The following is a 12,691-nucleotide window of genomic DNA, read 5'->3' on the forward strand; positions in this document are numbered from 1 at the left end:
GTCAGCGGCCGAGCACACCAGGATCGCGCCGTCCATCTGCGCCGCACCGGTGATCATGTTCTTCACGTAATCGGCGTGGCCCGGGCAGTCGACGTGGGCGTAGTGACGGGTCTCGGATTCGTACTCGACGTGCGCGGTCGAGATCGTGATGCCGCGCGCCTTCTCTTCCGGCGCGGCGTCGATCGCCGAATAATCCTTGAACTCGCCGCCGAAACGCTCCGCGCCCACCTTGGTCAGCGCTGCGGTCAGCGTGGTCTTGCCGTGGTCGACGTGACCGATCGTGCCGACGTTCACGTGCGGCTTGGTGCGCTCGAACTTACCCTTGGCCATGGCTGCTTACCAATGGTGTGCGGTGGTAACGAATATGGTGCTCACGAAAGGAATCGAACCTTCGACCTCCTCCTTACCAAGGAGGTGCTCTACCGACTGAGCTACGTGAGCAAGTTGTTCCAGCAGGTACGACGTCGCGGCATCAATGGAGCGGGAGACGGGGATCGAACCCGCACCATCAGCTTGGAAGGCTGAGGTTCTACCATTGAACTACTCCCGCGCCGGACAAACCTGCTTGGGTACTGCGCCGGTTGCTGGTAAGGCATCCGGGTGGTGCATCTCCACCTGCCATGTCGACGTGTCGTATGTCGACGGGAAGCTGGTGGAGGGAGGTGGATTCGAACCACCGAAGGCGTAAGCCAGCAGATTTACAGTCTGCCCCCGTTGGCCGCTTGGGTATCCCTCCAAAGAGCCCGCAATTCTGGAGCGCGTTTGCCGGGAAGTCAATGCCGGATCGAGGATTTTTTCGCTCCGGCAACTACACGTTGAAACGGAAGTGCAGCACGTCGCCTTCCTGCACACGATACTCCTTGCCTTCCAGCCGCAGGCGCCCGGCATCGCGGGCACCGGCCTCGCCCTTGTACTTGATGAAGTCGTCGTAGCCGATCGTCTCGGCGCGGATGAAACCCTTCTCGAAATCGGTGTGGATGACCGCGGCGGCCTGCGGCGCGGTCGAGCCGCCCTTGACGGTCCAGGCGCGGACCTCCTTGATCCCGGCGGTGAAGTAGGTCTGCAGGCCGAGCAGCTTGTAGGCGGCGCGGATCACCCGGTTCAGCCCCGGCTCGTCGAGGCCGAGCGAGGCCAGGAACTCGTCGCGGTCGGCGTCGTCGAGCTGGCTCAGTTCTTCCTCGATCGCGGCCGACACCGGCACCACCTCGGCGCCCTCGGTGACCGCGCGGGCGCGCACGGCGTCGAGGTGCGGGTTGCCCTCGAAACCGTCCTCGAGCACGTTGGCGACGTACATCACCGGCTTCAGGGTCAGCAGGAACAGGTCGCGCACGGCGAGGCGGTCGTCATCGGACAGCTCCAGCGCGCGCGCCGGCTTGCCGGCGTCGAGGCCTTCGCGCACCCGCGTCAACACCTCGACCCGAGCCTTGGCGTCCTTGTCGCCGGTCTTGGCGCTGCGCTCGGCACGCTGCAGGGCGCGCTCGACCGAGTCCAGGTCGGCCAGCGCCAGTTCGGTGTCGATCGTGTCGATGTCGGCGATCGGGTCGATCCGGTTGTTGACGTGGATGACGTCGTCGTTCTCGAAGCAGCGCACCACGTGGGTGATCGCGTCGACCTCGCGGATGTGGGCGAGGAACTTGTTGCCCAGGCCCTCGCCGCTGGCCGCGCCGGCGACCAGCCCGGCGATGTCGACGAACTCGACCGCGGTCGGGATGCACTTCTGCGGGTTGACGATCGCCGACAGCGCATTCAGCCGCGGGTCCGGCACCGGCACCACGCCGACGTTGGGCTCGATCGTGCAGAACGGGAAATTGGCCGCGGCGATGCCGGCCTTGGTCAAGGCGTTGAAGAGGGTCGACTTGCCGACGTTGGGCAGGCCGACGATGCCGCATTTGATACCCATGACTGCTGAATCCGGGACGGGGAATTAGGGGCTGGCGACTGGCCACGGCCAATCACCACTCCGCAATACCCTAGGCTTTCGGGGTGTGCAGGCGCTTCATCGCCTCGTTGAAGTCGCCGTTGACCGCCAGCGGCAGGACGTCGATCGCATCGTCGATCGCGCGCAGGATCATTGCCTCGTCGTCACCACTGGCACGCCCCAGCACCCACGGGGTCACGCGGTCCTTGTGGCCGGGATGGCCGATGCCGATCCGCAAGCGCTGGAACTGCCCATGACCGAGCAGGCGCATGGTGTCGCGCAGGCCGTTCTGGCCGCCGTGGCCGCCGTCGAACTTGAGCCGCGCGGTGCCGGGTGGCAGGTCGAGCTCGTCGTGGGCGAGCAGCGACTTTTCGGGCTCGATCTTCCAGTAGCGCTGGGCGGCGGTGACCGACTTGCCCGACAGGTTCATGAAAGTGGCCGGCTTCAACAGCCAGACCGGCTGGCCGGCGATTTCGATCTTGCAGGTCTCCCCGAACAGCTTGGCGTCCACGTTGAAGCGGCCGCCGAACTTCTCTGCCAGGGCGTCCACAAACCAGAACCCGGCGTTGTGCCGGGTCCGGGTGTATTCGGGACCGGGATTTCCCAGCCCGACGATGAGGCGCAGATCGGCCATCTCAGGCGAACAAGCCGCACGCCGGCGCACCCGCAATCGCGGACACGCCGGCGCGAGTGCGGCTTATTCCTCGTCCTTCTCGACCTTGGCCGCCGGCACTTCGGCCGCGGCGGCCTCGGCTTCGGTGGCGCCCTCGGCGGAGTCCGCCTCGACCTCGACGCGACCCTGGCGGGCCACGGCCACGGCGACGTCGTGCTCCTTGCCGAGCTTCAGTTCCGGGATCTCCACGCCCTTCGGCAGCTTCAGCTCCGACAGGTGGACGGTCTGGCCCAGGGTCAGCTCGGCCAGGTCGACCTCGATGAACTCCGGCAGGTCCTTCGGCAGGCAGCTGATGTTGACCTCGTTGAGTTCGTGGGTGACCACGACGTCGGAGGCCTTGCCGGCCGGCGACTTGTCGACGTTGAGGAAGTGCAACGGCACCGCGACCTTGATCGCCTGCTTGGCGTCAACGCGCTGGAAATCCAGGTGCATGATCAGCTGCTTGTACGGGTGGCGCTGCATGTCACGCAGCAGCACCGGCTCGACCTTGCCGTCGATGTCCAGGTTCAGGATCGACGAGTAGAACCACTCGTGCTTGTTGGCCAGCCAGATCTGCTCGTGGTCGAGCTGGATCGGCTGCGGCGCGGCCTTGCCGCCGTAGACGATGGCCGGGATGCTGGCAGCGTGGCGCAGGCGGCGGCTCGCACCCTTCCCCTCGACACTGCGGCCAGTGGCCTCGATGGTGTGTTCGGACATTTCGATTACTCACTTTGCTTGCATTGAACCGCCTCGCGGCGGTGGAAACGCTCACCCGCGACCAGGTGAGCGCATTGCGATGCCGGACGGATCCGGTGTCGCGAATTCGGTTTTGTCAGTCGACGTACAACGAGCTGACCGATTCGCCGAAGGCGATCCGGCGGATGGTTTCGGCCAGCAACTCGGCGACGCTGAGCTGGCGGACCTTGCCGCATTCGCGGGCGGCGTCGGTCAGCGGGATGGTGTCGGTGACCACCAGTTCGTCAAGCTGCGACTTGCTGATGTTGCTGATCGCCGCGCCCGACAGCACCGGGTGGGTGCAGTAGGCGACGACCTTGGTCGCGCCGTGCTCCTTCAGAGCGGCGGCGGCGGCGCACAGGGTGCCGGCGGTGTCGACGATGTCGTCGACCAGCACGCAGGTCTTGCCCGACACGTCGCCGATGATGTTCATCACCGTGGCGACGTTGGCGCGCGGACGGCGCTTGTCGATGATCGCCAGGTCGGCGTCGTCGAGGCGCTTGGCGATCGCGCGGGCGCGAACCACGCCGCCGACGTCCGGGCTGACCACGATCAGGTTGTCGGTGCCGTGCGCACGCCAGATGTCGGCCAGCAGCAACGGCGAGGCGTAGACGTTGTCCACGGGCATGTCGAAGAAACCCTGGATCTGGTCGGCGTGCAGGTCGACCGTCAGCACCCGGTCGCAACCGACCGCACTGAACATCTTGGCCGCGACCTTGGCGGTGATCGGCACGCGCGAGGAGCGCGGGCGGCGGTCCTGGCGGGCGTAGCCGAAGTACGGCACCACCGCGGTGACCGAGCTGACCGAGGCGCGCTTGAGGGCGTCGATCAGGACCAGCAGCTCGACCAGGTTTTCGGCGCTGGGGGCGCAGGTCGGCTGGATCACGAACGCTTCCTGCCGGCGCACGTTCTCCTCGATCTCGACCTGAACCTCGCCATCGGAAAAACGGCCGATCTGGGCCTTGCCCGGGCGGATGCCGAGTTCCTTGCACACCGCCTGCGCGAGCGGGCGGTTGGCGTTGCCGCTGAAGACAAGCAGGCTTGGATCGTTTTGCATGTGTACTCCGCTTGCTCTGACCTGGCGGTGCCCGGACGCGGTGGTGCCGCGCGTGTTTGGCAGGGGCGGTAGGATTCGAACCTACGAATGCCAGGATCAAAACCTGGTGCCTTGGGCCTCTTGGCGACGCCCCTGCAGTGACTTGTTGTGAACTGACGCGTCGACTAAAGCGTGTTGGCCTCGAGCGCCAGGTGCAGCGGCGAGCGCGCCGCCCCCGCCGCCAGCCAGACCTTGAAGCCCGGTGGCAACGCCGCCAGCGCCGCCTCGGCGGCTTCGCGGCTTGCGAACTCGACGAAACAACCGCTGCCGGTGCCGGTCAGGTGCGGCGTGCCGACACGCGACAAGGCTGCAAACACGGCCTCGACGGCCGGTTCGCGCCCGCGCAAGACCGGCTCGAACGCGTTCCCGAGCGGTACGCCCGAAACGAAGTCGGCTATTGTCGCGGGCGGCGCATCGCGCGTCAATTCGGGTGCCTGGAATAATTCGGCGGTTGGCACATGCACGCCGGGATCGACCAGCAGGTACCACGCCGGCGGCAGTTCGAGCGGAGTCAACTGCTCGCCGACGCCTTCGGCCCAGGCATTGTCGCCGCGGACGAACACCGGGACGTCGGCACCGAGTTGCAGGCCGAGTTCGGCGAGCAGTTCCATCCCCAGACCGCAATTCCACAGCGCATCGAGCGCGACCAGCACGGTCGCCGCGTCAGACGAGCCACCGCCGAAGCCACCTCCGACCGGGGTACGCTTTTCGACGACAATGTCGACGCCTTTGATGATTTTTGCCGTTTTTTTCAGAAGTTTAGCGGCACGGACGACCAGATCATCGGCCTCGGCGATGCCCCCGACGGACTCGCCGTGGCGAACGATACGACCGTCGCCGCGCGGCCGCAGCCGGATCGTGTCGCCCCAGTCGAGCAGGCGGAACACGGTCTGCAGCAGGTGGTAGCCATCGGCGCGGCGGCCGGGGATGCGCAGGAACAGGTTGAGCTTGGCCGGCGCCGGCCAGACGCTCCAGTCGGGGCCGGAAAGGTGTTCGGTCATCGCGGAATCGCCCTACGCCCCGCCCCACTCGTCGACCAGCAGCTTCACCGTGGCCTCGCCGCGGCTGGCGTCGAGGCGCGAGGGCAGCTGCAGGGGTGGCGCCGGTGCAGCGGGATCGATTTCAGGCCACTGGTATTCGATCAGCCAGCCGCCCTGCTCGATCGACCACGGCAAGCCGTTGGCACCATAGGTGATGCGTGCCGGGCCGAGCGCCGGGGCGCGGGCGCCACGGACCCATTCCGACAGCGCGGTCACCGGAATGTCCCAGCCGGTCGCGCGCAGCAGCAGTTGGCGGGCGTCGTCGCCGCGGCGCGGACCGCCTTCAAGGCCTTCCAGCAGCGCGTGGTCGGCGTCGCCGGACAGGCGCCAGCCCTGGCGCGTCACCGGCGCACTCAGCGAAACCCGGTAGTTCGGGCCGTCCTGCGCCCAGTCGATCCGGCCGCTGCCGCCCTTGCCGCTGTTGGACACCGCGATCCGGCCGGACAACGACCAGTCCTGCTGCGTGCGCAGCGCCGCCTCGCGTTGAACCTGCGCGGCCTCGGCGGCGGCGACCTGAGCCGGATCGAGGTCGGGACGCACCGGTGCGGCGGTACAGGCAGCCAGCAGCAACGCCACCGCCAGGATGGCAACGGTTCGTGGGCTGAAGCGGTCGAGGATAGGGGTAAGCGTCATGCGCCGGTTTTTTCCAGTGCGCGCTGGAGGGCGCGGTTGTCGGGATCGATCTCGCGCGCCTGCTCGAAGTATTTGCGCGCCTCCTCGCGCTTGCCGAGCACCCACAGCACTTCGCCGAGGTGGGCGCCGATCTCGGCGTCCTTCTGCAGCGCGAACGCGCGGCGCAACTCGCCCAGCGCGTCTTCTGGGCGACCGAGGCGATACAGCACCCAGCCGTAGCTGTCGATGATCGCGGCGTTGTCGGGGTCGGCCGCGCGGGCGCGGTTGATCAGTTCCAGCGCCTCCTGGTAGCGGTCGGTGCGGTCGGCCAGGGTGTAGCCCAGGGCGTTGAGCGCGGCGACCGATTCGGGCTCGATTACCAGGATCTTGCGCAGATCGGCTTCGGCGCGGGCGATGTCGTCGCGGCGCTCCCAGGCCAGGGCACGGGCGTAGAGGATCTCGAGGTCATCGGGGAAGGCCGCCAGCCCGCGCGAGAAGGCGTCCATGACCGCCTCGTCATCGCCGGCCTCTTCGTGCAGCGCCGCTTCCAGCAGGTAGGCATCGCGCCGCGTTGGGTCGGGGGCGGCGGCGTCGGCCTGGACTTCATGCAGCGACGCATAAGCTTCGTCGGCGCGACCGAGCTCGTGCAGCACGTTGGCGCTGCGCAGCTTGGCCGGCCAGCGCTGGGGGCCGCCGGGAACGCCGCGGTACCACTCGAGCGCCTCGTCGAAACGTTCGAGGAACTCGGCCATCTGCCCAAGTAGCAAGCGCCGCTGCGGGTCGGGTTTGCTCGCGGTGCGGCGCAGTTCGTCGTACAGGTCGACCAGCGCGGTCTTGTCCTCGGCGCGCGCCAGCAACGAGGCTCGCAGGGCGTAGGTCTGGTCGTCCTGCGGGCCGCGGGCGAGGATCGCGGACGCGGCGGCGAGGTCGCCGAGGGCGTCGTATTCGTAGGCCATCGCGAGGCGCAGCTCGGCATCGCCGCTGGCCTGTTCGGCGACCGATTCGAGCACCTTGCGGGCCTCGTCGTCGCGGTCGGCCTCGCGCAACTGGCTGGCGCGCAACAGGGCGACGCGGGGCTCGCCGGGGAAGCGTTCGACCACTTCGGCGACGATGGTTTCCGCCAGCTCGGGCTGTCCCAGCCGCTGGGCGAGGCCGCCAAACGCCAGCCAAGCCTGCAGCAGGTCCGGGATCCGGCCGTCCTCGATCAGGTCTTCCAGCACCTTGGCGGCCTGCGCCGGATCGCGGGCGCCGCCGGCGATCACCCCCAGCGCCTGGCGCCAGCCATCGTCGCCAGGCACCTGCAGCAGTTCGACCAGGTGTTCACGGGCCTTGCGCAGTTTGTTGCCGCGCAAGGCCAAAGTGGCCTCGGCGGCCAGCAGAGTGACACCCTCGCCGCCTTGTTCACGCCACAGCTCCAGTGCCTGGGCGGCACGGGAGTTGTCCTGGGCGAGCAAGGCGATCCGGGTCGCGCGTTCGGCGAGTTCAACGTCCTGGGCGGCGCGCGCAGCGTCGAGGTACCAGCGCGCGGCGTCATCGAGGCGACCGGACTGGACCGCGAATTCGGCGGCCAGCAATGGCTCCAGCGCGCGCACGACCGGATCGGTCGATGCCTGCGGCGCAACCGGCTCGAACTCGACCGCCGCGGTTTCGAGGCGTTGCCGGGCCAATGCCGCGGTCGGCCACGCCAGCACCAGCAACACGGCGACGACGGGCAACCGCGACAAGGTCGTGAACGAACGCAAAGCTTCAGGCATCGGGCGCAAATCCCCACGTTGGTCAGGGCCGGTAGAATGGCGGCCTTCAGCAGCCAGCAGCTTATCGCAAGCACCTGAACGGGTAGCCCCACCTTCGTCATGTCCCTGTTTGTCCTCGGCCTCAACCACCAGACCGCGCCGGTCAGCCTGCGCGAGCGGGTGGCGTTCGCCGCCGACGCGGTTCCCGAGGCGCTGGCGGCGCTGCGCGCGCTGCCGCAGGTGCGCGAAGCGGCGTTGCTGTCGACCTGCAACCGCACCGAGGTCTACGCGGTCAGCGACGACGACGGCAGCGCGGTCGCCGACTGGCTGGCGACCCACCCCACCGACGCCGGCGACCTGCACGCCTACCTGTACTGCCATCGCGACGCCGATGCGGTGCGGCATCTGTTCCGGGTCGCCACCGGGCTGGACTCGCTGGTCCTTGGCGAGCCGCAGATCCTCGGCCAGGTCAAGGATGCGTGGGCCACCGCGCGCGCGGCCGGTTGCCTGGGCAGCCAGCTCGACCGGTTGTTCCAGCACACCTTCAGCACCGCCAAGCGCGCCCGCACCGATACCAGGATCGGCGCCAACCCGGTGTCGGTCGCCTCCGCCGCGGTGCGGCTGGCGCAGGAGTCGTTTGCGCGACTGGAAGACTCGACCGTGTTGCTGGTCGGTGCCGGTGAAACCATCGAACTCGCCGCGCGGCATCTGGTGCAAGCGAAGGCCAAACGCCTGCTCATCGCCAATCGCACGCTGTCGCACGCGCAGGAACTGGCCAGCCGCCACGGCGGCGTGGCATTGCCGCTGGGCGAGCTCGATCGTCACCTCGGCGAGGCCGACATCGTGCTGTCGGCCACCGCCAGCCGCGAACCGGTGCTGCAGCGCGCACAGGTCGCCGCCGCGCTGGCCAGCCGCAAGCATCGGCCGATGCTGCTGCTCGACCTGGCGGTGCCGCGTGACATTGCCGCCGACGTGGCCGGGCTCGACGACGTGTTCCTGTACACGGTCGACGACCTCGAACGGGCGATCGAGGACAACCGCCGCAGCCGCCGTGAAGCCGCGACCGAGGCCGAAGCGATCGTCGAACTGCAGGTCGCGCGCTTCATGGAAACCTTCGCCGCCAGCACCCGCACCGGCCCTCTCAAGCAGTTGCGCGGCCATGGCGAGCGCGCCCGCGCCGAGGTGCTGGCCAAGGCCCGGGCGCAACTGGCGGCCGGCGAAGACCCAGTCGCGGTGCTCGACTTTCTCGCCCACACCCTGACCAACCGCTTGCTGCACGCGCCGACCGTGGCCCTGCGCGAGGAAGCCCTGGCCGGCAGCAACGAGCTGGCACGCGCCACCGAGAAGCTGTTCCCGCCGACCGCGTCCGACGACGACGTCGCGCCCTAGCGTCGCCCGTTTATTCTTGTCGCGGCTCCGCGCCGATCCGCGGAGCGTTGCGATGTCGCGCCCGCGCCGCACCGCCCCATTTCCTCCAGCCGAAGCCGTCGATGACCCCCACCCTGCGCCGCAAGCTCGAAGCCCTCGCCGAACGCCGCGAGGAGCTCGAACGCCTGCTCGCCGACCCCGGCGTGATCGGCGACGCCAAGCGCTTCCGCCAACTCTCGCGCGAGTTCGCCCAGCTCGAGCCGATCGCCACCGCGCTGGCCGACGAGTCCGCCGCCAAGGCCGATCTCGCCGCGGCGCAGGCGATGCGCAACGACCCGGAGCTGGGCGAGCTGGCCGAGGAGGAGATCGCCGCCGCGACTGCGCGACTGGAACAGCTCGACGCCGAACTGCTCGCGCAGATGATCCCGAAGGACCCGCGCGACGACGGCGACATCTACCTCGAGGTCCGCGCCGGCACCGGCGGCGACGAGGCCGCGATCTTCGCCGGCGACCTGTTCCGCATGTACTCGCGTTACGCCGAGCGCCAGGGCTGGCGGGTCGAGGTCGAGTCGGCCAGCCAGGGCGAACACGGCGGCTTCAAGGAAGTGGTCGCGCGCATCGAGGGCCGCGGGGCGTATTCGCGACTGAAGTTCGAATCCGGCACCCACCGCGTGCAGCGCGTGCCCGAGACCGAATCACAGGGCCGCATCCACACCTCGGCGGCGACAGTCGCAATCATCGCTGTCGAACCCGAGGGCGAGCCGATCGAGATCAACGCGTCCGACCTGCGGATCGACACCTTCCGTTCCTCCGGCGCCGGCGGCCAGCATGTCAACAAGACCGATTCGGCGATCCGCATCACCCACATCCCGACCGGCTTCGTGGTCGAGAGCCAGACCGAACGCAGCCAGCACGCCAACCGCGACAAGGCGATGAAGCGCCTCGCCGCCAACCTGGCCGAGGCGCAGGCCGCCAAGGCCGCCGCGGCGATCGCGCAGGACCGCAAGCTGCAGGTCGGCAGCGGCGACCGCAGCCAGCGCATCCGCACCTACAACTACCCGCAGGGCCGGATCACCGACCACCGCGTCGAAGGTCTGACCCTCTACGACCTGCCGAACGTGCTGACCGGCGAGCTCGACGGATTGATCGCGCGGTTGCAGCAGGAGCACCAGGCCGACGAGCTGGCGCGGTTGACGCAGGGTGCGTGAAGAAGCTCGGCGGACTTTGCTGCGGCCCGGGCTGTCTGCTTTTGTAGGAGCGGCTTCAGCCGCGATCGGATGGTCGGTCGATCGTCCGACTCCCGATCGCGGCTGAAGCCGCTCCTACAAAAGCCCGGGTGTCGTCCGTAAGCTGGCCTCCATGACCATCAACATCCGCCGTGCCACCGCCACCGACCTCGACGCGGTCGCCCCGCTGTTCGACGCCTACCGGCGCTTCTACGGCCAGCCCGGCGACCTGCCGCGCGCGCGGGCCTTCCTCGCCGAGCGCATGCAGGCCGGGCAGTCGGTGGTGCTGCTGGCCGAGCGCGACAGCCATGCGGTCGGCTTCACCCAGTTGTTCCCGATGTTCTCGTCGGTGCGCACCGCGCGGATGTGGGTGCTCAACGACCTCTACGTCGACGCCGAGTCGCGGCGCGGCGGGATCGCCCGCGGGCTGCTCGATGCCGCCGCGCGATTCGCCCGCGACGACGGCGCGGCGCGCATCGTGCTGGAAACCTCGGTCGACAACACCGCCGCCCGCGCGCTGTACCGCACCGCCGGCTGGCACGAAGAGACCAGCCAGTGGTACGCGCTGCCATTGGACGGCGGCTGAGCGATGCAGCGCGCCGACCCGCGCCAGCAGGCCCGCCTGGCGACCCAACGCGCGCCGCACGATGCGATGGCCTGGATCATCCTTGCCGACGCCGAACTGGAAGCCGGCGACGCCGCTGCCGGCGAGATCGCCTGCCATCGCGCCCTGGCCTTGCGTACCGGCCACCCCGAAGCCCTCGCCCGGCTCGGTCGCGCGCAATGGATGCAGGGCCGTCGCGGCGACGCCGTGGCCAGCCTGCGCGCGGCCTCGGACGCCGCGCCAAACCATCCCGGCATCGCGGTCTGGCTCGGGCACGCGCTGGAGGACGACGGCGAGGCCGAAGCCGCGGCCGACGCGTACGCCCGCGCCCATGCGCTGGCACCGAACGAACCGCAACTTGCGGCCTACCTGCTGGCCTGGCGCCGCAAGCTGTGCGACTGGCGCGATCTCGAGGCATTGTCGGCGCAGGTGCGCGACGCCGTGCGCCGCGGCCATGCGGCAGTCGAGCCGTTCGCGTTCCTCAGCGAGGACGCCAGCGCCGCCGAACAATTGCAATGCTCACGGCTGCGCGCGGCGCATATCGCGCGCCACGTGCGTCCGTTGCCGCCACCGCCGCCACGCATTCCCAGCACAGTCCGCACCGGCTTCCTGTCCAACGGATTCGGCGCGCATCCGACCGGATTGCTGACGGTCGCGCTGTTCGAATCACTGGCAAGCCACGCCGACCTCGACATCCACCTGTTCGCGCTTAACCACGACGACGGCAGTCCGATCCGCCAACGGCTGCAGGCCGCGACCAGGTTGCACGACGTCGCCGGCCGCAACCACCGTCAAGTCGCCAACGCCATCCGCGATACCGGTATCGACGTACTGTTCGACCTGCGCGGCTGGGGCGGCGGTGGCGTACCGGAGGTACTCGCGATGCGAGCGGCGCCGGTGCAGGTCAACTGGCTGGCCTACCCCGGCACCTCGGGCGCGCCGTGGATCGACCATGTGCTGGCTGATGGCTTCGTGCTGCCGGAGGCGCTGGCGCCGCACTTCAGCGAGCGGGTCGTGCGGCTGCCGCGTTGCTTCCAACCGTCCGACACGTCGCGTGAACTGGCGCCACCACCGTCGCGCGCCGATTGCGGGTTGCCGGCCGAGGGCGTGGTGTTCTGCTGCTTCAACAACAGTTACAAGCTCAACCCGCGCAGCGTCGGCCGTGCGTTGGCGGTGCTGCGCGGCGTGCCGGGCAGCGTCTTGTGGTTGCTGTCGGGCCCGGGCCGGGCCGACGACCGACTTCGCGCTGTCGCGCAGGCACAGGGTGTCGATCCGCAGCGGCTGGTGTTCATGCGCAAGCAGCCGCATGCCGGATACCTCGCCCGCCTGCAGCATGCCGACCTGTTCCTCGACACCGAGCCCTACAACGCCCACACCACCGCGTCCGACGCGCTGTGGGCCGATTGCCCGCTACTGACCCAGCCCGGCGAGACTTTCGCGGCGCGTGTCGCCGGCAGCCTCAACCATCATCTCGGCCTGCACGCGATGAACGTCGATACCGACGATGCCTTCGTGGCCCGTGCGATCGCGCTGGGTCGCGACCCACAGGCGCTGGCGGATGTCCGTGCGGAACTGGCCGCTCGCCGCCGCGACAGCGGGCTGTTCGACATGGACGGCTTCGCGCGTGACTTCGCCGCGGCAGTACACGGCATGGCGAAGCGCTAACGCGCGGCGCAACGCAACGACGGCCGGCCCAAAGGACCGGCC

General features: G+C 69.0%; 12 protein-coding genes and 4 tRNA genes. 4 read left to right on the plus strand and 12 right to left on the minus strand.

Annotation, left to right across the window (positions count from 1 at the left end):
• From SNE34_RS13900 to SNE34_RS13955, 12 genes are all read right to left on the minus strand, one after another.
• Positions 1 to 330: GTP-binding protein (locus SNE34_RS13900; protein WP_332618216.1), on the minus strand; the 330-nt coding region annotated here is incomplete at its 3' end.
• 35 nt (positions 331 to 365) lie between these two features.
• Positions 366 to 441: transfer RNA gene (locus SNE34_RS13905), tRNA-Thr, on the minus strand.
• Between the two features lie 35 nt (positions 442 to 476).
• A tRNA-Gly gene (locus SNE34_RS13910) sits at positions 477 to 550 on the minus strand.
• Between the two features lie 100 nt (positions 551 to 650).
• Positions 651 to 736: transfer RNA gene (locus SNE34_RS13915), tRNA-Tyr, on the minus strand.
• A gap of 72 nt (positions 737 to 808) precedes the next feature.
• The gene (gene ychF, locus SNE34_RS13920; RefSeq protein WP_332618217.1) at positions 809 to 1,900 is read right to left on the minus strand and encodes a redox-regulated ATPase YchF; all 1,092 of its coding nucleotides are present in this window, start codon (positions 1,898 to 1,900) and stop codon (positions 809 to 811) included.
• A gap of 70 nt (positions 1,901 to 1,970) precedes the next feature.
• Complete coding sequence (gene pth / locus SNE34_RS13925) at positions 1,971 to 2,552, minus strand: aminoacyl-tRNA hydrolase (protein WP_332618218.1); 582 nt, start codon at positions 2,550 to 2,552, stop codon at positions 1,971 to 1,973.
• A gap of 63 nt (positions 2,553 to 2,615) precedes the next feature.
• Positions 2,616 to 3,287 (minus strand): 50S ribosomal protein L25/general stress protein Ctc, encoded by a 672-nt coding sequence (locus tag SNE34_RS13930; RefSeq protein WP_332618219.1) that lies wholly within the window; start codon positions 3,285 to 3,287, stop codon positions 2,616 to 2,618.
• Between the two features lie 115 nt (positions 3,288 to 3,402).
• Complete coding sequence (locus SNE34_RS13935) at positions 3,403 to 4,362, minus strand: ribose-phosphate diphosphokinase (protein ID WP_332618220.1); 960 nt, start codon at positions 4,360 to 4,362, stop codon at positions 3,403 to 3,405.
• A 57-nt stretch (positions 4,363 to 4,419) separates the two neighbouring features.
• Positions 4,420 to 4,496, minus strand: a tRNA-Gln gene (locus SNE34_RS13940).
• A gap of 30 nt (positions 4,497 to 4,526) precedes the next feature.
• Positions 4,527 to 5,402, minus strand: coding sequence for a 4-(cytidine 5'-diphospho)-2-C-methyl-D-erythritol kinase (gene ispE / locus SNE34_RS13945; protein ID WP_332618221.1), 876 nt, complete (start codon positions 5,400 to 5,402; stop codon positions 4,527 to 4,529).
• Positions 5,403 to 5,414: 12 nt separating this feature from the next.
• Complete coding sequence (gene lolB / locus SNE34_RS13950) at positions 5,415 to 6,074, minus strand: lipoprotein insertase outer membrane protein LolB (RefSeq protein WP_332618222.1); 660 nt, start codon at positions 6,072 to 6,074, stop codon at positions 5,415 to 5,417.
• Positions 6,071 to 7,807, minus strand: a complete 1,737-nt coding sequence (locus SNE34_RS13955) for a tetratricopeptide repeat protein (protein WP_332618223.1) — start codon at positions 7,805 to 7,807, stop codon at positions 6,071 to 6,073. The genes lolB and SNE34_RS13955 overlap by 4 nt, the downstream gene beginning before the upstream one ends.
• 99 nt (positions 7,808 to 7,906) lie before the next feature.
• Here SNE34_RS13955 and hemA point away from each other — a divergent pair, with 99 nt between their 5' ends.
• The 4 genes from hemA (at position 7,907) to SNE34_RS13975 (ending at position 12,649) form a co-directional block, all read left to right on the plus strand.
• Positions 7,907 to 9,175, plus strand: a complete 1,269-nt coding sequence (gene hemA, locus SNE34_RS13960) for a glutamyl-tRNA reductase (RefSeq protein WP_332618224.1) — start codon at positions 7,907 to 7,909, stop codon at positions 9,173 to 9,175.
• Positions 9,176 to 9,276: 101 nt separating this feature from the next.
• The gene (gene prfA, locus SNE34_RS13965; protein WP_332618225.1) at positions 9,277 to 10,362 is read left to right on the plus strand and encodes a peptide chain release factor 1; all 1,086 of its coding nucleotides are present in this window, start codon (positions 9,277 to 9,279) and stop codon (positions 10,360 to 10,362) included.
• A 151-nt stretch (positions 10,363 to 10,513) separates the two neighbouring features.
• Positions 10,514 to 10,966 carry a GNAT family N-acetyltransferase gene (locus SNE34_RS13970; RefSeq protein WP_332618226.1) on the plus strand — a complete coding sequence of 151 codons (453 nt, stop codon included), beginning with the start codon at positions 10,514 to 10,516 and terminating at the stop codon, positions 10,964 to 10,966.
• 3 nt (positions 10,967 to 10,969) lie between these two features.
• Positions 10,970 to 12,649, plus strand: a complete 1,680-nt coding sequence (locus SNE34_RS13975; protein ID WP_332618227.1) for an O-linked N-acetylglucosamine transferase, SPINDLY family protein — start codon at positions 10,970 to 10,972, stop codon at positions 12,647 to 12,649.
• Positions 12,650 to 12,691: the final 42 nt, after the last annotated feature.

Source organism: Novilysobacter erysipheiresistens, assembly GCF_036663935.1.
Lineage (GTDB): Bacteria > Pseudomonadota > Gammaproteobacteria > Xanthomonadales > Xanthomonadaceae > Novilysobacter > Novilysobacter erysipheiresistens.

Bases quoted from the DNA above. Each gene is read 5' to 3' on its own strand.
- ychF (WP_332618217.1), bottom strand. From the start codon at position 1,900: ATGGGTATCAAATGCGGCATCGTCGGCCTGCCCAACGTCGGCAAGTCG.
- SNE34_RS13955 (WP_332618223.1), bottom strand. From the start codon at position 7,807: ATGCCTGAAGCTTTGCGTTCGTTCACGACCTTGTCGCGGTTGCCCGTC.
- SNE34_RS13970 (WP_332618226.1), top strand. From the start codon at position 10,514: ATGACCATCAACATCCGCCGTGCCACCGCCACCGACCTCGACGCGGTC.
- pth (WP_332618218.1), bottom strand. From the start codon at position 2,552: ATGGCCGATCTGCGCCTCATCGTCGGGCTGGGAAATCCCGGTCCCGAA.
- prfA (WP_332618225.1), top strand. From the start codon at position 9,277: ATGACCCCCACCCTGCGCCGCAAGCTCGAAGCCCTCGCCGAACGCCGC.
- SNE34_RS13930 (WP_332618219.1), bottom strand. From the start codon at position 3,287: ATGTCCGAACACACCATCGAGGCCACTGGCCGCAGTGTCGAGGGGAAG.
- hemA (WP_332618224.1), top strand. From the start codon at position 7,907: ATGTCCCTGTTTGTCCTCGGCCTCAACCACCAGACCGCGCCGGTCAGC.
- SNE34_RS13935 (WP_332618220.1), bottom strand. From the start codon at position 4,362: ATGCAAAACGATCCAAGCCTGCTTGTCTTCAGCGGCAACGCCAACCGC.
- lolB (WP_332618222.1), bottom strand. From the start codon at position 6,074: ATGACGCTTACCCCTATCCTCGACCGCTTCAGCCCACGAACCGTTGCC.
- ispE (WP_332618221.1), bottom strand. From the start codon at position 5,402: ATGACCGAACACCTTTCCGGCCCCGACTGGAGCGTCTGGCCGGCGCCG.
- SNE34_RS13975 (WP_332618227.1), top strand. From the start codon at position 10,970: ATGCAGCGCGCCGACCCGCGCCAGCAGGCCCGCCTGGCGACCCAACGC.